This window comes from Prevotella amnii DSM 23384 = JCM 14753, assembly GCF_000378745.1.
Taxonomy (GTDB): Bacteria; Bacteroidota; Bacteroidia; order Bacteroidales; family Bacteroidaceae; genus Prevotella; species Prevotella amnii.
Window position 1 is genome coordinate 87,875 of the sequence record NZ_KB905271.1, and the last position, 21,600, is coordinate 109,474.

The following is a 21,600-nucleotide window of genomic DNA, read 5'->3' on the forward strand; positions in this document are numbered from 1 at the left end:
GTAATATGAAAAAATTATATAGTTTAGGCTTTGCGCTTGTAGCGTTTCTTGCTGTTACCTCTTCTTGTAAGAACGAGGAGGATAATGTTTTCGGTAAGTCGGCAACCGAGCGTATTAATGAAGAGATAAAACACACTAAAGACGTGCTTACCTCAGCTAAAAACGGCTGGTGTCTGGAGTTCTTTGGTAAGAGTGCTCTTGGTGGATATAACGTGTTGTTAAAGTTTGGCGATGACAATAAGGTTACTGCCTCAAGCGAGCTCGAGGAGAGCGTAGAGGAGAGTGCCACTTCCCATTACGCTGTAACACAGAGTAAGGGTGTGCTTTTGTCGTTCGATACTTATAATAAGGTGTTCCATAAGTTTTCTGCACCTGTTCCTGATAACGACGGAATGCTTGGTGAGGTGGAGTATCGTGTAATGCGTGTAACCCCAGACAGCATCTTCCTTGCAGGTAAGAAGCACGAGGTAGAGGTAGTTATGGTGCGCATGGACGAGAAGACTTCTTGGAAAGACTATCTTACCCAAGTGCATAAGGTAGCTGATGATATGATAACCGAATGGTATGAATATGCTGCAGGTAAAGATACGCAGCGTGCAAAGGGCTTAAATCATACCATAACCCTTGTTGAGAAGACTCAGGACGGTAATCATAAAGACGTATTAATGCCTTACATCGTTAAGCCCGACGGCATACACTTTTACAAGCCTTACACCGTTAATGGTAAGGTGCTTACAGGCTTTAAATATCCTGAAAACAGCGAAGGCGAGTATGCCGAGTTTAAGGATAAGGGCGTTACCTTAAAGCAGTTTATATTGCCTTTAAACGAGCAGTTTACAGAGGGCGAGTGGTATATAGACCCTTCAAAGTGTGGTGGCTTACCTCAGAAGTTTGCAAGCTTGTTACCAAAGTCGAAAGCCGATTTAGGTGGTGAAGCATTAAAATTTATTGGTGTTACGAGAGATTCTAAGAATAATAAGTTTGCTATATGCTTCAGATCAGGTAAGTATGGTGGCTTTATGTATATGAACTATGATTATGTAGGTAAAGATGGCATTAAGCTCACCTATGCTAATGACGGTGATGGTAACGGTAAGTGGTATTTTAATAACACAAAATCTTATATGTTCATGCCATATATCTTTGCAGGTACTGTAGAGATGACAGGTGGTAAGCCAACTCCAAAGCTGCTTACTAAGGAATGGGTTATCACAGCAGATAATGTTAAGAAGCCTACTGTGCTAACGTTTACCGAGAAAGATAATACAAAGAATGTAGTGGTATTAAGTGCCAAAGCAGTGGAATTTCCTTTTGGGAAGTAACTAAGAAGAGGCAGTTTAGATAAATTCTTTTTTAAAAGGTGCATATAAAGCTAAAGGCTTATATATGCGCCTTTTTTAATGTGTTTTTTTTGTAGTAGTGGAAAATAATTTTTATATTTGCATTTAAGAGAAAAGGTTAATAAGAAATATTTTATTTTTAAGATATGAAAAGAATAGTGCTCTTTGCTTTTAGTGCTTTTGTAAGTATGTCGTTAGCAGCTCAAAGTGGTGTAGTATCTATGCGTGAGGCAGCGCGTATCTTTAAGCAGAAAAGCAGTGTGGCTGTAAGAGGTAGCTTGCTAAAGTTGGGCTATGTATATAAGGGTGTTTCTTCTGATAGTTATGGTAAGTGTTATAACTATGTGCGTAATATGGACCTTACGGCAAGTTTTCTTCCCACAAGGTTTTCTAAGGGTACTTCCTCTTATGTTATGTTTTCAGTAGACGGCTCTGCCCTATATATATATGTGTTTAACAAGGCAGTCTTTAAAGAGCTTGCCTCTGAGGTAAAGGCGTTGGGCTATGATATGGGCAGTGGTGTAAAGAGCGGTGCAGGCCCTATGGTTTGCACTTTAGACGGCGAGCCTACCTTTACCTTTCTCACCCTTCATCAGCCATTACCTTATTGTGTACAGATAACAGAATAGAGAGATATATATAAAGCAGTGGAAAAGAAAAGTAACAAGCCCCGCCCATCGTATAAGTATGTAGTTTCTACTTGTGCTTTGGCGTTAGCTTTAGGTGCGGTTTTGCTGGGTTATCTTATGGAAACACGTCCTAAGATGCCTCCCAGGAAATATGTTGTTAATACCAGTGGCGACATTATAGGTATAGCTAAGCCCGTAAGGAAAGCCGATGTTACCGATGCCGACACTATAAAGATAAAGCAGCAGGTGGAAAGGCGTGTAGAGAAAGCTAAGCGCGAGGAAGCTATAAGGAAGCAGGAAGAGGGCGAGCGTGCGCAAGATCTTATAGTGCCGAGCGTGCCTGATGAGGATAAGGGCGAGGTAAAGCCTTCACAGCAGTCGGCGTCTAAGGCTGACATGGTAGTGCCAGATATTAGTGTGCCTAAGGTAGAGAAGGTGGAATGAAAAGCGCGATGGGTAGTGTTATATATAAAGGAGTAAAAGCTTTAGTAGGTAGAAGGATATGAGAAAGATGTTGTTAGTGGTAGATCCTCAGGTAGATTTTGTGTCAGGGTCGTTACCCGTTCCCGGTGCTGTAGAGGCTATGAATAGTCTTGCGAGCTATATCCGTGAGCAAGAGGATAGCTATGTCTTGCGCGTAGTAACAGCCGACTGGCACCCTTATCATCATTCTTCCTTTAAGCCTGAGGGTGGTGAGTGGCCAAGACACTGTGTGCAACATTCTGTAGGTGCTGCCCTTTATGAGCCTATCCTTGAGGCTCTTAACGAGGTGCGTGGTGGCTTTACATTGTTATATAAGGGCGATAGCATAGAGAGGGACGAATATTCTATAATGCGAAACGTGAGGGGCGCTGCTGTTTTAAGTAGGCTTATAATGGCATTAAAGATAGATAAGATAGATGTGTGTGGCTTAGCAGGTGATGTTTGTGTATATAACACTGCTAAGGACTTAAGCTCTTTGCTTGGCAAAGATATGATAAACGTGTTAGAAAAGTATTCTCCAAAGATAGCATAGAGCAGTGGAGAGGGGCTGTATGATGCTTTGAGAATAAAAGGTTTTTTAGCATAACAGAGTGCTGTTTTTGGTAAAAAGCCCACTTATAGTGTTCGTTATTTCGGTTTTTGTACACAAAAGGGTTAAAAGTGTGCAAAAAACTAAATAAAAAAGAATAAACATTTAATCATTGTTGTAATAAAAACAAAATAACTACTTTTGCGCCGCAATTAGATTTAGAGGTTCCGCAGAAGTGTGCTGCAAGCAAGCTCCCTAAGTAAAGAGAAAGGGAACTTTTATCGGAATATAACAAGCTATTATCAATTTTTTTTTAAACATTAATAAGCGAAATGAAAGCAATCAATTTACCAAAGTTAGTATTAATCCTATTATGTGGGTCTTTTCTTCTTTTTACTTCATGTGGTAAATCGGAAATAGAGAATATCCCAAGTAACAATAAAGAGCAGCAAGAGCAGCAAGAAGCTCAGAAGAAGAAAGCTCAAGAGGAGGCAGATAAGAAGAAGAAAGAACAAGAGCAGCAGGAGGCTGAAAAGAAAAAGCAGCAGGAGGAAAAGCAGAAAGAAGAGCAAAGAAAGAAAGAAGAAGCTGAAAAGAAGCAGAAAGAAGCTGAAGAGGCTGCAAGAAAGAAGAAAGAGCAGGAGGAAGAAGCAAAGAGAAAGAAAGAGGAGGAAGAAAAGAAAAAGCAGCAAGAAAAGCAAGAAGAGCTTAAATTAAGTCAGGAAACTCTGACAGTGAAAATAAACGAGATAAAAACTGTAAACATCTTAAATGGTGATGCTCCTTATAAGGTATTTGAGAATATGACTCCAGTAGTTGCAAGAATTTATGGAGATGATAAATTTTTCACAGTAGAAGGAAAATTTAAAGGCTCTGGTAATATAAGGGTAGAAGATAGTAAAGGTAGGAAAAAATTATTATTTGTAACAATAACAGAGAAAAATCCAAGCCCTTTACAGGTGGATAAAAACAAGATAACAGTGCCTTATAAAGACATTGCTGAAGTAAGAATCCTTAACGGTAAGGGTCCTTATAAGCATAAGATAATTGGGGCACAGATTTTACAAGTAAGTTTTAGTAACGATAACATATTAATAGCAGGTTCTACAAAAGGAAGCACTAAGGTAGAGGTTACTGATGGTGAGGGTAAAGTAGCAGTAATAGAGGTTACTGTGCAATAAAAGAGGGTTTGCTATATATAAGTATTAATATACAATTAAAAAAAAATTAAACAAGATGAAGACAATCAATTTTTCAAAATTAGCATTATTATTATTATGTGGATCTTTTCTTCTTTTTACCTCGTGTGGTAAATCGGAAATAGAAAATATTCCAGGCAACGATAAAGAGCAGCAGGAGCAAGCTGATGCAGATAAGAAGAAGAAAGAGCAGGAGCAGGCTGACGCAGATAAGAAGAAGAAAGAGCAGGAGCAAGCTGACGCAGAGAAGAAAAAGAAAGAGCAGGAGCAAGCAGACGCTGAAAAGAAGAAGAAAGAGCAGGAGCAAGCAGACGCTGAAAAGAAGAAGAAGGAGCAGGAGCAAGCTGACGCAGAGAAGAAGAAGAAGGAGCAGGAGCAAGCTGATGCAGAGAAGAAAAAGCAGCAAGAGGAAGCTGAGAAGAAAAAGGCTCAAGAGGAAGCTGAAAAGCAAAAGCAGTTAGAAAAGCAGAAAGAAGAGCAAAGAAAGAAAGAGGAAGCAGCAAGAAAGAAGAAAGAAGCTGAGGAGGCTGCAAAGAGAAAGCAGCAGCAAGAAGAGGCTGCAAGAAAGAAGAAAGAGCAGGAGGAAGCAGCAAGAAGAAAGCAGGAAGAGCTAAAGAGAAAGCAGCAACAGGAAGAAGCTGCAAGAAGACAGAAGCAGCAACAGGAAGAAGCTGCAAGAAGACAGAAGCAGAAAGAAGCTGAAGAGGCTGCAAGAAAGAAGAAAGAGCAGGAGGAAGCAGCAAAGAAATTGACATTATCTTCGTCTACGCTAACGCTGAAACCAATTGTAACAAAAAATGTAACTATAGGAAACGGTGTAGCTCCTTATACAGTAGTTCCAGAGGATAGAACTAAAGCTGCTGTAAAAGTTTATAATGATAAAAATGAATTTGCTGTTACAGGTTTAAATAAAGGCAAAACCAAAATAAGAGTAACCGATGCGAAAGGTAAGACAGGAGTAGTAGAGGTAACAGTAGAATAAAGGAGGGAAATGAATATGAAAGCAATAAAATTATCAAAGTTGGCTTTAAGCCTATTATGCGGGTCTTTTATTCTTTTTACCTCGTGTGGTAAATCGGAAATAGAAAATATTCCGGGAAGCGACAAAGAGCAGCAGGAACCAGAAAAGAAGAAACCTGAAGGTAGTCAAGAACCAGAAAAGAAAAAACCTGAAGGCAGTCAGGAACCAGAGAAGAAAAAGCCTGAAGGCAATCAGGAACCTGAAAAGAAGAAGCCTGAAGGCAATCAGGAACCTGAGAAGAAGAAGCCTATGATGCTAAACCGAGTATCGTTAAAGCTGAAATCTATGGAAACTGTAAATGTAACTATAGAAAACGGTGAAGCTCCTTACGATATAAATGTTGTAGATAAGGAAGTAGCTCAAACAAAATTACTTGAAGATAAAAAATCGTTTGCTGTTACAGGTCTTAAAGAGGGTAAAACAGAAATTATAGTAACCGATAAGAATAAAAGCGAGGCAAGGGTTACTGTAGTGGTAGATAATGGTAAGCCTAAGCTTCAGCCCTTGAGGTTAAGCAAGTCTAAGGTAGAGCTAACAATGGGCAGCGCGAAGGCAAAAGAGTCGTTAAACGTGCAGTCGGGCAAGTTCCCTTATCATGCATCTAACTATGATACTGAAATAGTACAGGTATCTATATGGGATTCGAGCATAACGCTAATAGCTCGTAAGCAAGGTACTACTACTGTAACTATAAATGACAGCGAAGGCAGAACAGGTAAAATAACGGTAGTGGTGAAATAAGACTGAGAAAGACGGGAAAAAGGAAATCCCCTTTTTAAGAGAAGGTTACCATATATATATAAGGTAAGGCACTTCTTTTAAAAAGGGGGTTTTTATTATACTTTTCTTTATTTAAGAAAGTTTTCTTTCTTTTCAGGCTAATCCTTCTATCTCGCCGTTAATAAGGTCTATGTGCTGTGCTTGTGGCACTTTAGGCAATCCCGGCATTCGCATAATATCTCCTGCTATGGCAACAATCATTTCAGAAGCGCCGTTTATAACAAGGTCGCGTATGTTTATTTCAAAGTCTTTTGCCACGCCATAGCGTGTAGGGTCTTCGCTAAAGGAGTATTGTGTCTTTGCTATGCACACAGGTAGGCTCTCCATGCCCCACGACTTGATGCGTTCGAGCTTCTTTTTGGCGTTCTTCCCCATAACTATAGCCTTAGCACCATATATGTTTTTACATACCTTTTCTATCTTTTCGGTAATGGTGTCGTTGTCGTCATATACAAAGTTTACCTTCTTAGCCCCTTGCCTTTCTATGGTGTCTACGAGTACTTGTGCAAGCTCCTTAGCTCCATTGCCACCTTTGGCAAACACGTCGTTGGCAGCAAAGCCCACGCCTAACTCCTTACAATGTTCGGCTAAGAGGGATATGTCTTCCTGAGAGTCGTCGCCATAGCGGTTAAGGGTTACTATTACGGGCTGACCAAAGGCTTGCATGTTCTTTACATGCTTATCGAGGTTTTCAAACCCTTTTATCATAGCTTGTGTAGTCTCTTGAGGTGTAGCTCCCTCTTTTATGCCTCCATGTAGTCGTAGCCCACGAAGAGTAGCTACAAGCACTGTTGCCGAGGGGTGAAGACCTGCCTTTCTACACTTAATGTCCATAAACTTCTCTGCTCCGAGGTCAGCACCAAAGCCTGCTTCTGTAATAGCATAATCGCTCACCGTCATTGCCATCTTAGTAGCTAAAACGCTGTTGCAGCCATGTGCAATGTTAGCAAAGGGACCACCATGTATAAAAGCAGCCGTACCCTCTAAGGTCTGCACAAGGTTAGGCTTGATGGCATCGAGCAGTAACACTGTTATAGCTCCGGCTACTCCGAGCTGCTTCACTGTAAAGGGTTTGTCGTCGAAGGTAATGCCTAAGACGATGTTTTCTATACGGCGTCGCAAGTCGTCCAAGCTGTCTGCCAAACATAGGGCTGCCATTATTTCGCTTGCAGGTGTAATGTCGAACCCTGTCTGTTCAGGAATGCCATCTACAGAGCTTCCCAAGCCCGAGACAATGCTGCGCAAGCTCCTGTCATTAACGTCAATGACTCTACGCCATAATATCTGTTTTAGGCGAAATCCCTCTTTACGACGTTGAAAGATGTAGTTGTCGAGTAATGCCGCAATGGTGTTGTTAGCACTTGTAATGGCATGGAAGTCGCCAGTAAAGTGGAGGTTAATCTTCTCCATAGGCACTACCTGTGAGTAGCCACCGCCAGCAGCTCCTCCCTTCATGCCAAAGCATGGGCCAAGGCTGGGCTCGCGTAAAGCCAAGACGGACTTCTTCCCCATACTGTTCAGAGCCATCGAAAGCCCAATGCTTACCGTTGTTTTGCCTATTCCTGCCTTAGTAGGCGAGATGGAACTTACTAACACCAAATGGCTCTTAGCCACTTTCTTTTCATCAATAACATCGAGCTTTACCTTTGCAATGTGCTTACCATATTGCTCTATACTGTCGTTATCAATACCTATCGAAGAGGCTACCTCCTCGATACGATGCAGCTTACATGAGCGTGCAATTTCAATGTCAGATTTCATAATAGTTTGTTATACAAAATTATACTTTAGTAGCAGCAAAGATAGTTATAAATATTATATCAATCAACATTTAACAGAGCTTTTTTTTTATATATTTATATACTTATAATTAGGTATAAATATGCCTTTATGTAAATGTGTTTTTTACCAAGATTTAAGTATTGTGATGTGGAAAATAACATTTTACCTTTGCATGTTAAGAAAAGATATCAAGTAGGTTATAAAATTTCTAATAATTAAAGTTATGAGTAGATTTTTTCTTTTTATTTTCTCATCATTATTATCTATAGCAGCAATGGCTCAAAACCTTTACGATGCTTTAGAGGGTTTACTGGGCATTAGGGTAGAGCAGCAATGCCAGTTCTGCAACTTCTCTGAGGTGCGATGCAGGGTTTAGGTGCAGAGCATACACAGGTGTTGTTAGATGGTGAGCCTATATATTCTGGTTTGGCTGGTGTGTATGGTTTGCAGCAGCTTTATACTAACAATGTCGATTGTATGGAGATTAGGAGGTGTGCAAGGATACTTTACTCGCTTGCATGAGACGGGTCTTTACATTGTTTCTGATGAGGACTCTAAGCAGGCCCCTCTTTATGGTAAGGAATATTTCTCTACAAGTAAGAAGCACGCTAATGAGTGGGGATTGTTTGTACAAGACGAATGGAACATAACACCAAAACTTACCGTAGTGCCTGGTCTGCGTTTAGACAGCCACTCTTCTGGTGAGAAGTATGATATAGACAAGGATCTATCTGATAAATCTTTTGAAAAGCAAAATAGTGCTTTCCCTTCAACTTCTTTCTCTGCTACAACGTTCAATCCTCGTTTTGCTGTTAAGTACGAAGTTGCTAAGAACTCTAAGATAAAGACCACCTCACCATTTGTTTTAGTTAATTGCCGCGCTTCCAAGCGTTTAGGTGTATTCACTATCTATGCAGGTGGTAAGAATATCTTTAGCTACATTCAGGATGAAAAACACCTTGATGATGCAGCCTTTATGTATGCTCCTGTTTATGGTGCTACATGGTATGCTGGTGTTAGTATAAAATTATAAACACACACACGTTATAATCAACAAAAGTTTTTTAAAGTTCTCTCTGATAATTGTTGATTACAGAAGGGTGATGCTTTAGTGATTAAAGCATCACCTTTTGCTATAGTAAGGGGGAGATATGTTTCTTTTGTTTTTCTTTTTATTATCATTTGTTTCTTTTTCCTTACCTTTGCATTATGGTAAAGCAGGTAAAAACATATATGCAAGATAAATACGACCATCTGATGGTAAAAGCCCCCATGGGCTTGTTAGAATGGTTGGAAGCTAATGGTGGAAGGACAAAGACAAAGATAAAGTCTACACTTAAGCATCGAGGCATTAAGGTAAATGGTAAGATTGTTACCCAGTACGATTATCAGCTCAAGGCTGGCGACAAAATATCTATTAGCAAGAGCAAGAAGAACGATCAGTTTAAAAGCAGGTATGTAAAGCTGGTCTATGAGGATAAGTATCTTGTAGTAATAGAAAAGAATGTAGGTATTTTGTCTATGGCAGCAGGCCATTCGTCTTTGAATGTTAAGAGTGTTTTAGACGATTATTTTCAAAAGAGCAAGCAGCATTGCAGGGCTCATGTGGTGCATCGTTTAGATCGTGATACATCTGGACTGATGGTTTATGCTAAGGATATGCAGACCGAGCAGCTTTTAGAGCACGATTGGCACAACATAGTGTACGACCGCCGTTATGTAGCTGTGTTGAGTGGTGAGCTGATGCAGCAGCAGGGTACGGTGGCAAACTGGTTAAAAGACAATAAGTCGTATGTTACTTATAGCAGTGCTGTGGATAATGGTGGAAAGTATGCCGTAACCCATTTTTTTACTATAGACACAACGGCAAGCTATTCTTTAGTGGAGTTTAAGTTAGAGACGGGTCGTAAGAATCAGATTCGTGTGCATGCTGCCGATATGGGCTATCCTGTGTGTGGCGATACAAAGTATGGTAACGGCGACGATCCTATAGGAAGGCTTTGTCTTCATGCTTTTATGCTTTGTTTTTATCATCCGGTAACACATGAGCGCATGGAGTTTGAAACGCCTATTCCGCCATTATTCCGTCATTTGTTAAAGTAAAGAGGTCTTTCTCTATATTGTTAGATTATGGAAAGTATAGAAACTTTTATTGCCTTACTTATAGCCTTAGTGGTAGGCATTATCTTAATAAAGAAGATAACAGGGTGTATCTTTCGTCTTATAGTAGGGCTTATAATGCTTGGTATGGGCTATTGGGCTATACACTTTTTAGGAGTGGTATAACAAAAAACAAAAGAGGTGGGGGAACTCTATATGGAAGCAGACAATAACAGGCAGAAGGTGTTTTATGATGGTATAGACTGGAAGAAGCTACGTTTTTATCAGAAGGCGGACACACTCTATCAGATGACTTTTGTGTTTTGTAAGCGATTTCTTCCTCCTTATGGCGACCGTACTGTAGACCAGATGGTGCAAGCTGCTCGCTCTGGCAAGCAGAACATTGTAGAGGGTTCTGAAGACGGCAAGACTTCTACAGAGATGGAACTTCGCCTTTTGAATGTGGCTCGTAGCAGCTTGCAAGAGCTGCGTCAAGACTATGAAGACTATCTTAACACACGTAGGCTTGTTACATGGGGTTCTGCTCACCCACGCTATGATGCTCTTTTAAGTTTTTGTCGTTTGCATAACGCTTATGCTGACTATGCTCCTATCGTTGAGAAGTGTACAGATGAAGAGTTTTGTAACATAGCTCTTTCGGTGTGTCATATCACAGATAAGATGATGTGTAGTTATTTAGATTATCTTCAGAAGCGTTTTATAGAGCAAGGAGGGCTTAAAGAGCGTATGTATGCTGCCCGCACAGGCTATAGACAAAAGATAGATAGCCAGATGAAAGCTCTAAAAAGCGAAAATGCTGCTTTAAAGGAAGAAATAAAAAGGCTAAAAGAGCTTTTGAAAGAGAAAAAGGGTTAGTAGTGGGGGCTGGGGGTACTAGTAGTGCTAGTAGTGCTAGTTGTCCTAGTAGTACTAGTTGTCCTATAGCTACTAGGAAACCTAGTAGCTATAGGAAAAGGAAAATTTTATCTGATAGCTATTTTTTCTACTCTTCTTAGATGCCTACCACCCTCGAAGGTAGCTTTTAAGAAAGCATCAAGTATCTTTTCGGCAGTTTTATTATCTATAAAGCGGCCAGGTAATACTATGGCATTAGCATCATTATGCTGTCGTATAAGTTCTGCTATGTCTTTGTTCCAAGCTAAGCCAGCGCGGACACCCTGATGCTTATTCATAGTGATAGCCATACCTTCGCCGCTACCGCAGATAGCAATGGCTGGGTAAACCTCGCCTTTCTCTAATGCTTCTGCCAGTGGGTGTGCGTAGTCGGGATAGTCGCAGCTTAGGTCGCTGTTGCAACCAAAGTCTTTATAAGCATATTTATGTTCTTCTAAATACTGAATAACAAACTCCTTCAATGGGAAACCTGCATGGTCGCAAGCTACTCCGATAGTCTTTATTTCCATAAGCTGTTAGGTATTATGAGCTTTCTTTAAAAGGTTAGAGGTTAGTCTGCCTTAAAAAGAAAAGCTCAGGTTTATAAAAATATTATTTAGAAATATATTTTTTCACTTCTTTAAAGATATTGTCAGGGGTGAATCCAAGTTTCTCTTCAAGCACTTTAAATGGTGCCGAAAAGCCAAAGCTCTTTAGTCCATATACCTTTCCTTGTGCGCCTACTAATGCCTCTAAGGTTACTGGTAAGCCTGCCGTGAGACCAAATATTTTAGCATCAGAAGGTAACACCTCTTGCTGATACTCCTTGCTTTGTCTACGGAAAAGCCCTTCTGAAGGAACACTTACTACACGCACCTTATAGCCTTCCTTGCGTAGCAGGGTGGCAGCATCTACAAGGGTAGATACTTCAGAGCCATTTGCCAAGAGTATAACATCAAACTTTTCATCAGATCCTTTCACTATATAAGCTCCTTTGCGCACATCGTCATAGTTGTTACCTTGTGGCAAGCTCTTAACGTTTTGTCGTGAGAAGATCAGGGCTGTAGGTGTTTCCATGTTCTCCATAGCCATCTGCCAGCATACGGTGGTAGCATCGCTATCCTCAGGACGGAACACCCTAAGGCTGTCTTTGCCCTTGTGGTTCTGAAGCTTTTCCATAAGGCGTATTTGTGCTTCCTGCTCCACAGGCTCATGTGTAGGACCATCTTCGCCAACGCGGAAGGTATCATGACTCCACACAAACTTTACTGCTACTTGCATTAAGGCTGCCATACGCACTGCGGGCTTCATATAGTCTGAGAAAACAAAGAAAGTACCCATTGCCGATATCACACCACCGTGAAGCATCATTCCTATACACATACAGCCCATAGCAAGCTCCGATACCCCTGCTTGGAAGAAAGCACCACTGAAATCGCCTTTTACAAGGGAGTGAGTTTTGTTAAGGAACCCATCTGTCTTATCAGAGTTGCTAAGATCGGCAGAGGCTACTATCATGTTAGGCACTTGCTGGGCAAGTATCCCAAGGCAAGCTGCCGATGCGTTTCGGGTAGGAATGTCGCGCTTTTGCTCTAAAGAGCTCCAGTCTATCTTAGGGGCTTTCTTAGAGAACCACTCGTCCATCTGTGCCGATAGCTCTGGGTTTTGTTTCCGCCATTCTTCCTCCTGCTTATGACGTAAGGCTACTATGCGGCGCAGCTCTTCCTTGCGATCGTCGTATAGCTTTTTCACCTCTGGGAATATCTGGAAAGCATCTTCGGGGTTACCACCTAAGTGTTTTACCGTGTTAAGGTATGCTTCCCCGCCCAAGGGCGCTCCATGTGTCTTCACACTTCCCTCATAGCTTGTGCCGTCTGCCTTAATGCCTCCCTTAGCCATTATGGTATTGCCAATTATCAGTGTGGGGCGTTCTGGCTCGTTAATAGCATTATTGAGAGCCTGCCGTATCTCTTGCACATCGTTACCGTCGATGGTTATTACGTTCCAGTTCCATGACCTGTAACGCATTGCTGTATCTTCGCACGACACTGCACCGCAAGCCGTAGATAGCTGCACGTCGTTAGCGTCGTAGAACATTATAAGGTTGTTTAGCCCAAGGTTGCCTGCAAGCCTGCCTACTTCAGAGCTTATACCCTCCTGTATACCACCGTCAGAGATGTAGGTATATATCTTATGCTGCATCATAGCCTTTGAAAGACGTGCTTCTAAAAACTTTTCTGCCACAGCGGCACCGGCAGCATAGGCATGACCCTGACCAAGAGGGCCGGAAGAGTTTTCTATCCCATGAATTAAGTCGCGCTCTGGGTGTCCCGGAGTAACAGAACCCCATTGACGAAAGTTTTTAATATCGTCAATGGTAAACTTGCCTTGTAGGGTAAGGGCAGAGTAAAGCATTGGCGACATATGACCAGGGTCTAAATAAAAACGATCTCTACCTGCCCATAATGGCTGGTCGGGATCGTAGACAAGAAATTCCGAGAAGAGCACATTGATAAAGTCGGCACCACCCATAGCACCTCCTGGGTGCCCAGAGTTAGCTTTCTCTACCATTGATACTGATAAGATTCTGATGTTGTCCGCTGCACGGTTCATCAACTCTTTGCAATTCATAATAGGCTTGATTTAAATTTTTATTTAGTGCAAATATATAGAAAAAAAAGATAACACAGAAACGAAATATCTGTTTTATTTAAAAAAAACATTTCTTTCCTCGTAGCTTATTCCACCTCTTCTGCCTCTACGTCTTGTATGTCGTCTTCTATAGGAGTGGCAGTATAAGTGGGGTTTTGGCTCTCAAAGGCGCGCTTTACACTCAGGCTGCGAAGCAAGATTACTATCTCTATAATGCCATAGAACACAGCCAAATACCCTATTATCATAAGGGGCAGAGCAGCCTCTGTGATGGGCTTGAAAAGTATAAAGCCAGCCACTACCAATGTAACCGTAGGAAAGAGCCAGTAAAAGAAAGGCACGTGGCCATAGCGGCGAGTGGTAGATATGTTTATAAACTGGTTAATAGCACCTATGAGTAGTAGCACTGCTAATATGTAGGCTATCCACTTTATAAAGGTGTTAGGTATTAGGGCTAAGGCTAAGCCTATACACATACTCCCAAAGGCGGTTAGCGGCACCGATGCATTCCATGAGGCTTTTTGCTTAACAACCCCCTCTACGTCTATACGCCTCTCTTTATCCTTGGCATGATAGAAGCTTAGGCACGAGATAAGACCAGAGATAAAAAACAACACCCCGATGGTTATGGTTAACCATGTCATCATTTGCTCACGATAAGTTATAAGCAGTATGCCGATAACGAGCACGGCAATGGCTCTGATAGCCGAAATATAAGATACCTTCATAATGTGCAAAAATACAAAATATTATTTATCGCAAAGGATTTTAACATAAATATTTTTGTACTTTTGTAAAAAACAATATTATATGTCTACAGTGTTATACCTCCTTAGGCATGGCGAAACCTTCGACAATGCCTCACACATCATGCAGGGACAAACGCAGGGACAGCTTAACGAAAAAGGCATCTCGCAAGCATTAGAGATGGCTCAAAGCATAGCCTCTGAGCATATAGACGTCTTCCTTTCGAGCGACTTGCTTAGAAGTCTGCACACATGCAAGATTATTGCAGCTGCATGCGGTGAGCAGCGAGTAGTTACCACTGCCTTACTTCGCGAAAGAGACTGGGGCAGCTTTACCTCTATGTATATACCCTCTTTAGCTCATCTCAGCGATCCCGACCTTTGGCCTAAAGATATAGAATCCCTTGAAGAGCTAAAGCTAAGGGCTTCCGCTTTCCTTTCTTGGGTAAGGCAGCAATATCCACAAAAGAAGGTGCTTGCCGTGGGGCATGGCATAATAAACAAGGCTGTGCAGAGCGTATATTATAAAAAGCCTATGACAGAGATAGCCCCTATGAAGAACGTAGAGCTTAGAAAGCTCATTTTATAACCTTTCGCTCTTTAGAAATGTTTCGCTCTTTAGAGATGTTTTTGTAAAAGAAAAGATATAGATGAAATGGCGTAAGATAATACATATCGATATGGACGCGTTCTTTGCATCGGTAGAGCAGAGAGACGATGCCTTCTTAAGGGGCAAGCCCGTGGCAGTGGGCTTTGATGGTCCGCGCGGTGTGGTGTCTACAGCCAGTTACGAGGCGCGCCGTTATGGGGTACACTCGGCTCAGCCTATAGCAAAGGCAAAGCGGCTGTGTCCGGAGCTACATATTGTTAGTCCGCGCATGGAGGTATATAAAGCCGTATCGGCACAGATACACGACATCTTCCATGAATATACTGACCTTGTAGAGCCTATATCCTTAGATGAGGCTTTCCTCGACGTTACCCATAACAAGAAAGGTATGCTCTATGCCACTGATATAGCCGAAGAGATACGCCAAGCCATCTTCCAGCAGACACACCTCACAGCCTCTGCAGGGGTTAGCTATAATAAGTTTTTAGCAAAGATAGCCTCAGACGTGCGAAAGCCTAATGGCTTCTTCCTCGTACACCCCGACAAGGCACAAGACTTTATAGACTGTCTTCAGGTGGAAAAGTTTTGGGGCGTAGGCAAGAAGACTGCCCAGAAGATGCATTTCATGGGTATCTTCACAGGGGCGCAGCTACGCAAAGTGTCTCGGGCGCACCTTGTAGAGGTCTTCGGAAAGGCAGGCAATACTTATTACGACTTCTCTCGCGGAGAGGATAGCCGCGAGGTGGTGGCAGATAAAGAACGTAAGTCGGTGGGGTGTGAGCAAACCTTTTTAGAGGATATACATATAGGGTCGAAGATTATTATAGAGCTTTATCACATCATTCTTGAGCTTGTCAGCCGCATAGAGCGCACACAGTTTCAGGGCAGAACCTTAACCCTTAAGATAAAGTGGGACGCCACTACGCAGGTTACCCGTAGCCTTACCCAGCCGACTGCCATTCTCTCTAAAGACGACATTCTCCCACTTGCCAAACACCTCCTTCACCAGACCGACTATGAAGCCCGACCCATTCGGCTCATGGGGCTTACCGTGTCTTCCCCCATAGAGCCTAAGCCTAAGGATAAACACCTATGGAAAGAGGGCTGGTTACCCTTTGAGGGCGAATGGGGATAAAATAGAGCGTAAGGAATGTGCTTTTTGTTTTCTAATCTGAAAGAAAATCATTAAATTTGCAAGAAAAAGCAAGGCTATGCAGTATCAGGTAACTTGTAATAAATGCGAAAAGTCTTTCCTTATCAATGGCGAGGGCGGTAAGGAGATGCATTGCACCTGCCCTTATTGCTCGCAAGAGCTCTTTGTAAGCTTGCCCATTGTGGCGCGCCCTGCCCAGCATGAAGCCCCTTTGCAGGGAGGTATACCCACAGAGCAGCCCATAGCTAAGAAGCAGGGGTCAAAGGCGTCAAAGGTGCTTTTAGTGGTGCTCATCATAATAGTAGCACTCGGAGCAGGCAGCTTTGCCTTCTTACAGTGGAGAGCACATGAAGAGCTTGCTATAAAAGAGCTACAAGAAAGCCGCAAGGCACATCAGGACTCCCTTTTCCGGGCGCGAGAGCAGCAGGAAGCTGCCAAAAGGGCTGAACAGCAAAAGCAGGAGCAGCAGCAAAGGGTATGCAGGTTTTTAGCCGACTTCTATAAAAAAGCCGTCATTCCTTATGGCGACCCTACCTTTTACACTAAGTATCTCACGCGTTATTGCCAGCAGCTCATCTCTTCGGGTGAGGTGGCTAACGACGGCGATGCATGGCAGATGTGGTGGGGGCTGTTTGGCATGATGAACTCTTCGCCTAACGATGAGGAGCTTATACGCAACCTTAGGGTAACCCCTATTAACGACACATGGTACAAGGTGCGCCTATCTGAGGGAGGGCAGACGGAGTTCAGGCACGTAAAGGTGGTCATAGATCATGGCGAGGTGCTTATAGACGATGTAAGGTAAAAGGTTAATGTAAGAGTGAGCTAAGATGCAATATGAGGTAGTTTGCAAGCAATGCGGCAGAAGTTTTACCCTTTCCTTAGACAAAGGCTCTAAGACGAGGTGTAAGTGTCCTTACTGTGCTAAGGATCTTATAGTGGTAACGCCATATAGCTTTGCGGGCGAAGCAGATACCCGTAAGTGGGCAGAGGGGCAAGCCTTTAAAGAGGCACCCGTGCAGCCTTTAGTAGATAATTTAGGCACCTTCCAAGAGCCACTTATTATAGGAAAGCCTGAAAAAAGGTCGTTGAGATTAAAGGTTATCATAGTCTTCGTTATTGTTTTGGTGGCGATACTGCTATGTGATACATTGTTATATATAATATTTTCGGCAATTTCTAAATAATAAAATAATATTTTCACGATATGAAACAAACAAAGATAGTATGTTCTATTAGCGACCGTCGTTGCGAAGTGGACTTCCTTCGTAAGCTGTTTTTTGCAGGAATGAACGTAGTAAGAATGAACACTGCCCACGCCAGTAAGGAGGGTATACGTAAGATTATACGCAACACCCGTGCCGTATCGGATAAGCTGGCTCTGCTCATAGATACCAAAGGTCCCGAGGTACGCACAACGGGCTGCCCTTCACCCATTAAGTATCTTACCGGCGAAGAGGTAACCATCATGGGCTGCCCGGAGAAAGATACCTGCCATGATGTTATAGACCTGTCGTACCCTAACTTTGCTGCCGATGTCAAAGTGGGCAACCATGTGCTCTTCGACGATGGTGCTCTCGACATGCTTATAACAGGCATCGAAGGCAATAAGGTAGTGGCTAAGGTGCAGAACGAGGGTTTTTTAGGTGCGCATAAGAGCGTTAATGTGCCGGGAGCACATATAGAGCTGCCTGCCCTAACCGAGAAAGATAAAGCTAACATAGAGCTTGCCATAGAGGAGGATATCGACTTTATTGCTCATTCCTTCGTGCGCTCGGCTGCCGATGTACACGCCGTGCAAGACATCTTAAATGCACACAACTCTAAGATAAAGATTATCTCAAAGATAGAAAACCAAGAAGGAGTAGATAACATCGACGAGATTATAGACGCTTCCTATGGCATCATGATAGCACGAGGCGACCTTGGCATAGAGGTGCCAATAGAGCAGATACCGGGCATTCAGCGCGACATAATATCTAAATGTCTTCTTAAACAGAAACCCGTTATCGTAGCCACACAGATGCTACACACCATGATAGAAAACCCACGACCTACACGCGCCGAGGTTACTGACATTGCTAACGCCATATATAGCAGCACAGACGCACTCATGCTGAGCGGCGAAACGGCAAGCGGTAAGTATCCCCTTGAGGCTGTGCAGACTATGGCACGCATCGCCGAGACTGCCGAGCAAGACAACCACCGCCGAGGATACATAGACGTGCCAGTGAGCAACACCAAGAGCCAAAGAGAGTTTCTTGCTAAAAGTGCTATAGAAGCCACCGAGCAGGTAGGTGTGAAATGTATCATTACAGACAGTGCCACAGGAGCCACTGCGCGCCACCTTGCCTCTTTCCGTGGTCCTAACCCCGTGCTTGCTATGTGCTATAACGATAAGGTGCAGCGACTCTTAAACCTTAGCTACGGTGTCTTACCGGTACACTTAGCTAACCACACCGATAACGAACACATGTTTATGGCTGCCGTGCGTATGCTACGACAGAAAGGATATATAAAGCTCGACGACAAGATAGCTTACTTAGGAGGCTACCTCACACACGAAGGAGGTACTAACTATCTTGAGATAAACACACTTAAGCAGGTATTCGACCCAAGGTATAAGTTCCATAAAGCAAAAGATAAAAAATAAAAACTCTCTACCTCCCTTTAGAAAGAGCGTAACACAAATTTTCTTCCTTACGCATAAAGCGTACTTATCTCTTTCCTTGAGGGAGGTCTTCTTATTCTTTCATAATGCAACACACACTACACAAATACTTATCACGCTTGCTCAACGGTGCCGCCGTAGAGTGGAAACCACTCGGGGAAGTGTGCAAAGATTATTAGAGGAGTTCGACACTTTATGCACTTCTATTAGCGAGGGGCTACCTAAGGAGATAGAGCTGCGCAGGAAGCAATATGAGTATTATCGCGATGAGCTATTGTCGTTTTAAGGGATAGAAAAGAAAAAGGGTCTCCTACACTCACGTGCAAGCGACCCTTGGTCATCAATTTAAATTTTTATGAAATCATGGAAAAATACTATGTTTTTTCTTTACTAAAAGGCTTTAGCAGCCTTTTTTTTTATATTACCAATTTCTAATTTTCCTTGCTCTAAACCTTACGGGGTAGTAGATGCCAAATAATTTTATCTTACCCTCTAAGATGTTGCTATACAAAGCTGAAAACCTAAGGTAAAATTCTTTGTAAAAAGCTCCTCCTACATAGGTAGTTATAATGCCACGGTCTATGTCCCACGTGCCTCTTACGAAGCCTAAAGAGCCTCTTGCCATGAAAGTGCCATCGCTAAAGAAAGTCAGGCTGCCGCCATACTTCGAGTAAAGGCTTACATCCTGCCATTGGTAGGCGTATTGCTCCACAGAGGTTATAGCCCATGTGCCTATTACAGCACGATCATCTATATCATTTATATAGTCGTCTTTCTCGCATGCACTAAAGGTTACCATCATGGTAAGGGCAACGAGCATAAGAGATAAAATATTTTTCCTTTCCACTATATATATAATATTGTTTTTAATTAGATCTCTTCTTCTTTTGTAGCTTTATATGCTTGCAAAGATAATAATTTAATTGATATTGGAAAACAAAAGCACCAAAATTTTTTATATGCAGTGTTTTTTACCAGTTGTCGTTCTCATTACCCACTAAGCCGTGTTTGGCAGCCTCTTCTATCTTGTCGAGCAAAACGTTAGAGTAAGCGTAAGACATCACAAACGCCTTGCTCGAGGTTATCTTAGCCTGGTGCGTATCTTTCTTGGCAAAGGGATAGCACTGGTCGAGCAGCCATTTCTGTTCTATCCTTTCTGGTATAACTGTAAAGAGAGCTGCTATGATGCCGCCTCCTTCAAGCATCGTAACGTCGTAATGGTCTATAGAGTAAGTTACCCTTATCTTGCCATCTTTGATGTCCACTCTTATAACGGGTCTTATGCTTACGTTGTAAGAGTTCATGCCCCCAAGATGCTCCGCAATGTTTGCCATGTAGCCCGAGGCAATGATGACACCGTTTTCTTTGTCGTTCAGCTTTATTACCGAGTTGGCATCGATGAAAGTAGCGGTAAACCAGTAGTTAAGGTTTATGTAAAGCTGCTTTGCCGTCTGCCCGCCACAAGGTATTATCTGGACGAAGGTCATGGCTTTGTTTTTGTCGAGCTCAACATTCTTTGAGATCTTTTCTGCGGCTCCTGTCCACTCCACATAGCCATCCAATGTCCATTCCCCGCCATACCTCTCTATAGCATATTTCTCAAGTTCGTCTAAACGTATTATCTGTGCATTTGCGCATACTGTTGCCATGACAAAGGCAATCATCAATAACAATTTCTTCATAACCCGATTAGTATTAAAAAAAAAGAAATTTGAGGTTTACTTATATCTGCAAAGTTAATACATATTAATGTGAAGTCTCAATATTTTTTAAAAAAACATTACCTTTGTATTGTAAATCATTTCAACTACTAAACAATATGGAAGAAAAAGATTATTTGAATTGTTTGGAAGATATTGTTAGGGACAAGTGGTCTTTTTTACAGAAATAAGCAAGAGTCACGTTAAAAACAAAGGACGAGGTTCATAATAACATCAAGGTAAAGGGACGAATAAACGCATTTAATGATGCTCTAAGCGTTCACTACACAGACACGCTTTGACAGATAGCTTTTGATAAGTAGTTTTTTGAATGTTAAAAATCAGTAACACGGAGCAAAAACAAACCTAAATGTTTCATATTATGTAAACATATCACGATCTTTGTACCAACAAATAAAGTCTTATATGGCAAAAGGATTTGAGTTAGTAATGCTTGAGGAAGCAAAGAAGTTTGTTCTTGGTCTTCCTCAATCGCCAATGAAGAAGGTACTCTACAATGCTCACAGAATAGCATCGGGAGAGCAGAACGCAGAGTTGTTCAAGAAATTGGAAGGCTCTGACATTTGGGAGTTCCGAACTCTTTACAATGGCATACAATACCGCCTGTTTGCCTTTTGGGACACGAAAGATGAAACGTTGGTGATAGCAACTCACGGTATCGTCAAAAAGACACAGAAGACGCCACCAAAGGAAATTGTCAAGGCGGAGAGAATAAGAATAGAGTATTTCAATGAAAAAGGAGAATAGATATGGAAAAAGTAGGAAAATTCAAAGTGTATTCAATGGGTGAAGTGCTCGATGAGGCATTGGGGACTATCGGTACTCCAGACCGGGACGAGCATGAAAGGAACGTTACCGATGCAGTCCACGCTTTCCAAATAGGCGAGATCATCAAGAAAGCAAGAATCGAGCAAAACCTCACACAAGAGGAATTGGGAGAGCGCATCGGTGTGAAGCGTGCCCAAATCTCACGATTGGAGAAAGGGTACAGCATAAGCATTCCCACTATGAGTAGGGTGTTCAAGGCTCTTGGAGTATCAACGGCATCACTTGATTTAGGAAAAATAGGCAAGGTGGCTCTTTGGTAAATATTGATGCCCCCCCCTCTTTCGGGTCAGTCCTAAAACCCAGTTGCAAGCCCTCTCCTCTCAGGCACATAATTTCATAAGTATTTGTTATCTTTGCATCATGAAGAATCACCAATTATTACGTTGCATCTTTCCAGATGTACTTGCCGACTACTTTGATGTTGTCGATATTCAAGAGAGTGTTTCGCAGATTGACTTTTGG

General features: G+C 42.2%; 24 protein-coding genes and 1 pseudogene. 19 read left to right on the forward strand and 6 right to left on the reverse strand.

Translation table 11 applies throughout. From position 1 onward, the window contains the following. Nucleotides 1–5 precede the first annotated feature (5 nt). The 7 genes from F596_RS0104020 (at nucleotide 6) to F596_RS0104050 (ending at nucleotide 5,942) form a co-directional block, all read left to right on the forward strand. Nucleotides 6–1,322 carry a DUF4302 domain-containing protein gene (locus F596_RS0104020; protein WP_019035952.1) on the forward strand — a complete coding sequence of 439 codons (1,317 nt, stop codon included), beginning with the start codon at nucleotides 6–8 and terminating at the stop codon, nucleotides 1,320–1,322. Between the two features lie 164 nt (nucleotides 1,323–1,486). After that, a complete protein-coding gene (locus F596_RS0104025) occupies nucleotides 1,487–1,969 on the forward strand; it encodes a hypothetical protein (protein WP_019035953.1) in 483 nt (160 codons plus the stop codon). Nucleotides 1,970–1,987: 18 nt separating this feature from the next. Next, entirely contained in the window at nucleotides 1,988–2,413 is a 426-nt protein-coding gene (locus tag F596_RS0104030; protein WP_019035954.1) for a hypothetical protein, read from the forward strand. 58 nt (nucleotides 2,414–2,471) lie between these two features. Further along, nucleotides 2,472–2,984, forward strand: coding sequence for an isochorismatase family protein (locus tag F596_RS0104035; protein WP_008450420.1), 513 nt, complete (start codon nucleotides 2,472–2,474; stop codon nucleotides 2,982–2,984). Nucleotides 2,985–3,313: 329 nt separating this feature from the next. Next, nucleotides 3,314–4,162: a hypothetical protein gene (locus tag F596_RS0104040; protein WP_020621403.1), complete on the forward strand. Its 849-nt coding sequence runs from the start codon at nucleotides 3,314–3,316 to the stop codon at nucleotides 4,160–4,162. Between the two features lie 55 nt (nucleotides 4,163–4,217). After that, the gene (locus F596_RS0104045; RefSeq protein ID WP_019035958.1) at nucleotides 4,218–5,162 is read left to right on the forward strand and encodes a coiled-coil domain-containing protein; all 945 of its coding nucleotides are present in this window, start codon (nucleotides 4,218–4,220) and stop codon (nucleotides 5,160–5,162) included. Nucleotides 5,163–5,177: 15 nt separating this feature from the next. After that, a complete protein-coding gene (locus tag F596_RS0104050) occupies nucleotides 5,178–5,942 on the forward strand; it encodes a pilus assembly protein N-terminal domain-containing protein (protein ID WP_019035959.1) in 765 nt (254 codons plus the stop codon). 132 nt (nucleotides 5,943–6,074) lie between these two features. Here F596_RS0104050 and F596_RS0104055 read toward each other — a convergent pair whose 3' ends face one another. Further along, entirely contained in the window at nucleotides 6,075–7,742 is a 1,668-nt protein-coding gene (locus F596_RS0104055) for a formate--tetrahydrofolate ligase (RefSeq protein WP_019035960.1), read from the reverse strand. 298 nt (nucleotides 7,743–8,040) lie between these two features. Between F596_RS0104055 and F596_RS0104060 the strand changes: the two are divergent. The 4 genes and pseudogenes from F596_RS0104060 to F596_RS0104080 all read left to right on the forward strand — a co-directional run. Beyond that, a pseudogene (locus F596_RS0104060) lies at nucleotides 8,041–8,796 on the forward strand (TonB-dependent receptor domain-containing protein); the annotation flags it as partial. Nucleotides 8,797–8,972: 176 nt separating this feature from the next. Then, nucleotides 8,973–9,866: an RluA family pseudouridine synthase gene (locus tag F596_RS0104070; RefSeq protein WP_008450324.1), complete on the forward strand. Its 894-nt coding sequence runs from the start codon at nucleotides 8,973–8,975 to the stop codon at nucleotides 9,864–9,866. A 27-nt stretch (nucleotides 9,867–9,893) separates the two neighbouring features. Next, entirely contained in the window at nucleotides 9,894–10,049 is a 156-nt protein-coding gene (locus tag F596_RS11995; RefSeq protein ID WP_019035962.1) for a hypothetical protein, read from the forward strand. Between the two features lie 30 nt (nucleotides 10,050–10,079). Beyond that, nucleotides 10,080–10,739 (forward strand): four helix bundle suffix domain-containing protein, encoded by a 660-nt coding sequence (locus F596_RS0104080; RefSeq protein ID WP_008450369.1) that lies wholly within the window; start codon nucleotides 10,080–10,082, stop codon nucleotides 10,737–10,739. Between the two features lie 107 nt (nucleotides 10,740–10,846). On the opposite strand, the gene F596_RS0104085 is transcribed toward F596_RS0104080, so the two are convergent. From F596_RS0104085 to F596_RS0104095, 3 genes are all read right to left on the reverse strand, one after another. Further along, nucleotides 10,847–11,287: an RpiB/LacA/LacB family sugar-phosphate isomerase gene (locus F596_RS0104085; protein ID WP_008450458.1), complete on the reverse strand. Its 441-nt coding sequence runs from the start codon at nucleotides 11,285–11,287 to the stop codon at nucleotides 10,847–10,849. An 82-nt stretch (nucleotides 11,288–11,369) separates the two neighbouring features. After that, nucleotides 11,370–13,388 carry a transketolase family protein gene (locus F596_RS0104090; RefSeq protein ID WP_019035963.1) on the reverse strand — a complete coding sequence of 673 codons (2,019 nt, stop codon included), beginning with the start codon at nucleotides 13,386–13,388 and terminating at the stop codon, nucleotides 11,370–11,372. A 107-nt stretch (nucleotides 13,389–13,495) separates the two neighbouring features. Continuing rightward, nucleotides 13,496–14,137: a DUF308 domain-containing protein gene (locus F596_RS0104095; RefSeq protein ID WP_019035964.1), complete on the reverse strand. Its 642-nt coding sequence runs from the start codon at nucleotides 14,135–14,137 to the stop codon at nucleotides 13,496–13,498. 82 nt (nucleotides 14,138–14,219) lie between these two features. Here F596_RS0104095 and F596_RS0104100 point away from each other — a divergent pair, with 82 nt between their 5' ends. From F596_RS0104100 to F596_RS12225, 6 genes are all read left to right on the forward strand, one after another. Then, nucleotides 14,220–14,744 carry a histidine phosphatase family protein gene (locus F596_RS0104100; RefSeq protein WP_019035965.1) on the forward strand — a complete coding sequence of 175 codons (525 nt, stop codon included), beginning with the start codon at nucleotides 14,220–14,222 and terminating at the stop codon, nucleotides 14,742–14,744. A gap of 61 nt (nucleotides 14,745–14,805) precedes the next feature. Further along, nucleotides 14,806–15,900 (forward strand): DNA polymerase IV, encoded by a 1,095-nt coding sequence (gene dinB / locus F596_RS0104105; RefSeq protein WP_019035966.1) that lies wholly within the window; start codon nucleotides 14,806–14,808, stop codon nucleotides 15,898–15,900. 76 nt (nucleotides 15,901–15,976) lie between these two features. After that, nucleotides 15,977–16,723, forward strand: coding sequence for a hypothetical protein (locus F596_RS0104110; RefSeq protein WP_019035967.1), 747 nt, complete (start codon nucleotides 15,977–15,979; stop codon nucleotides 16,721–16,723). A gap of 25 nt (nucleotides 16,724–16,748) precedes the next feature. After that, nucleotides 16,749–17,105, forward strand: a complete 357-nt coding sequence (locus F596_RS0104115; protein ID WP_019035968.1) for a hypothetical protein — start codon at nucleotides 16,749–16,751, stop codon at nucleotides 17,103–17,105. A 20-nt stretch (nucleotides 17,106–17,125) separates the two neighbouring features. Continuing rightward, nucleotides 17,126–18,571, forward strand: a complete 1,446-nt coding sequence (gene pyk / locus F596_RS0104120) for a pyruvate kinase (RefSeq protein WP_008450246.1) — start codon at nucleotides 17,126–17,128, stop codon at nucleotides 18,569–18,571. 181 nt (nucleotides 18,572–18,752) lie between these two features. Beyond that, the gene (locus tag F596_RS12225) at nucleotides 18,753–18,875 is read left to right on the forward strand and encodes a restriction endonuclease subunit S domain-containing protein (RefSeq protein ID WP_262499662.1); all 123 of its coding nucleotides are present in this window, start codon (nucleotides 18,753–18,755) and stop codon (nucleotides 18,873–18,875) included. A gap of 135 nt (nucleotides 18,876–19,010) precedes the next feature. Here the strand turns inward: F596_RS12225 and F596_RS0104125 are convergent, their stop codons facing one another. After that, entirely contained in the window at nucleotides 19,011–19,436 is a 426-nt protein-coding gene (locus F596_RS0104125) for a hypothetical protein (protein ID WP_154648176.1), read from the reverse strand. A 124-nt stretch (nucleotides 19,437–19,560) separates the two neighbouring features. After that, the gene (locus tag F596_RS0104130; protein ID WP_019035970.1) at nucleotides 19,561–20,238 is read right to left on the reverse strand and encodes a DUF4468 domain-containing protein; all 678 of its coding nucleotides are present in this window, start codon (nucleotides 20,236–20,238) and stop codon (nucleotides 19,561–19,563) included. 477 nt (nucleotides 20,239–20,715) lie between these two features. Between F596_RS0104130 and F596_RS0104135 the strand changes: the two genes are divergently transcribed. Beyond that, nucleotides 20,716–21,057, forward strand: coding sequence for a type II toxin-antitoxin system RelE/ParE family toxin (locus tag F596_RS0104135; RefSeq protein WP_008450391.1), 342 nt, complete (start codon nucleotides 20,716–20,718; stop codon nucleotides 21,055–21,057). 2 nt (nucleotides 21,058–21,059) lie between these two features. Beyond that, nucleotides 21,060–21,398 carry a helix-turn-helix domain-containing protein gene (locus F596_RS0104140; RefSeq protein ID WP_019035971.1) on the forward strand — a complete coding sequence of 113 codons (339 nt, stop codon included), beginning with the start codon at nucleotides 21,060–21,062 and terminating at the stop codon, nucleotides 21,396–21,398. Nucleotides 21,399–21,600 lie beyond the last annotated feature (202 nt).

Bases quoted from the DNA above. Each gene is read 5' to 3' on its own strand.
- pyk (WP_008450246.1), top strand. From the start codon at position 17,126: ATGAAACAAACAAAGATAGTATGTTCTATTAGCGACCGTCGTTGCGAA.
- F596_RS0104130 (WP_019035970.1), bottom strand. From the start codon at position 20,238: ATGGCAACAGTATGCGCAAATGCACAGATAATACGTTTAGACGAACTT.
- F596_RS0104090 (WP_019035963.1), bottom strand. From the start codon at position 13,388: ATGAATTGCAAAGAGTTGATGAACCGTGCAGCGGACAACATCAGAATC.
- dinB (WP_019035966.1), top strand. From the start codon at position 14,806: ATGAAATGGCGTAAGATAATACATATCGATATGGACGCGTTCTTTGCA.
- F596_RS0104045 (WP_019035958.1), top strand. From the start codon at position 4,218: ATGAAGACAATCAATTTTTCAAAATTAGCATTATTATTATTATGTGGA.
- F596_RS0104040 (WP_020621403.1), top strand. From the start codon at position 3,314: ATGAAAGCAATCAATTTACCAAAGTTAGTATTAATCCTATTATGTGGG.
- F596_RS0104070 (WP_008450324.1), top strand. From the start codon at position 8,973: ATGGTAAAGCAGGTAAAAACATATATGCAAGATAAATACGACCATCTG.
- F596_RS0104035 (WP_008450420.1), top strand. From the start codon at position 2,472: ATGAGAAAGATGTTGTTAGTGGTAGATCCTCAGGTAGATTTTGTGTCA.
- F596_RS0104055 (WP_019035960.1), bottom strand. From the start codon at position 7,742: ATGAAATCTGACATTGAAATTGCACGCTCATGTAAGCTGCATCGTATC.
- F596_RS0104080 (WP_008450369.1), top strand. From the start codon at position 10,080: ATGGAAGCAGACAATAACAGGCAGAAGGTGTTTTATGATGGTATAGAC.
- F596_RS0104025 (WP_019035953.1), top strand. From the start codon at position 1,487: ATGAAAAGAATAGTGCTCTTTGCTTTTAGTGCTTTTGTAAGTATGTCG.
- F596_RS0104135 (WP_008450391.1), top strand. From the start codon at position 20,716: ATGGCAAAAGGATTTGAGTTAGTAATGCTTGAGGAAGCAAAGAAGTTT.
- F596_RS0104020 (WP_019035952.1), top strand. From the start codon at position 6: ATGAAAAAATTATATAGTTTAGGCTTTGCGCTTGTAGCGTTTCTTGCT.
- F596_RS0104115 (WP_019035968.1), top strand. From the start codon at position 16,749: ATGCAATATGAGGTAGTTTGCAAGCAATGCGGCAGAAGTTTTACCCTT.
- F596_RS0104095 (WP_019035964.1), bottom strand. From the start codon at position 14,137: ATGAAGGTATCTTATATTTCGGCTATCAGAGCCATTGCCGTGCTCGTT.
- F596_RS0104085 (WP_008450458.1), bottom strand. From the start codon at position 11,287: ATGGAAATAAAGACTATCGGAGTAGCTTGCGACCATGCAGGTTTCCCA.
- F596_RS0104140 (WP_019035971.1), top strand. From the start codon at position 21,060: ATGGAAAAAGTAGGAAAATTCAAAGTGTATTCAATGGGTGAAGTGCTC.
- F596_RS0104050 (WP_019035959.1), top strand. From the start codon at position 5,178: ATGAAAGCAATAAAATTATCAAAGTTGGCTTTAAGCCTATTATGCGGG.
- F596_RS0104110 (WP_019035967.1), top strand. From the start codon at position 15,977: ATGCAGTATCAGGTAACTTGTAATAAATGCGAAAAGTCTTTCCTTATC.
- F596_RS11995 (WP_019035962.1), top strand. From the start codon at position 9,894: ATGGAAAGTATAGAAACTTTTATTGCCTTACTTATAGCCTTAGTGGTA.
- F596_RS0104100 (WP_019035965.1), top strand. From the start codon at position 14,220: ATGTCTACAGTGTTATACCTCCTTAGGCATGGCGAAACCTTCGACAAT.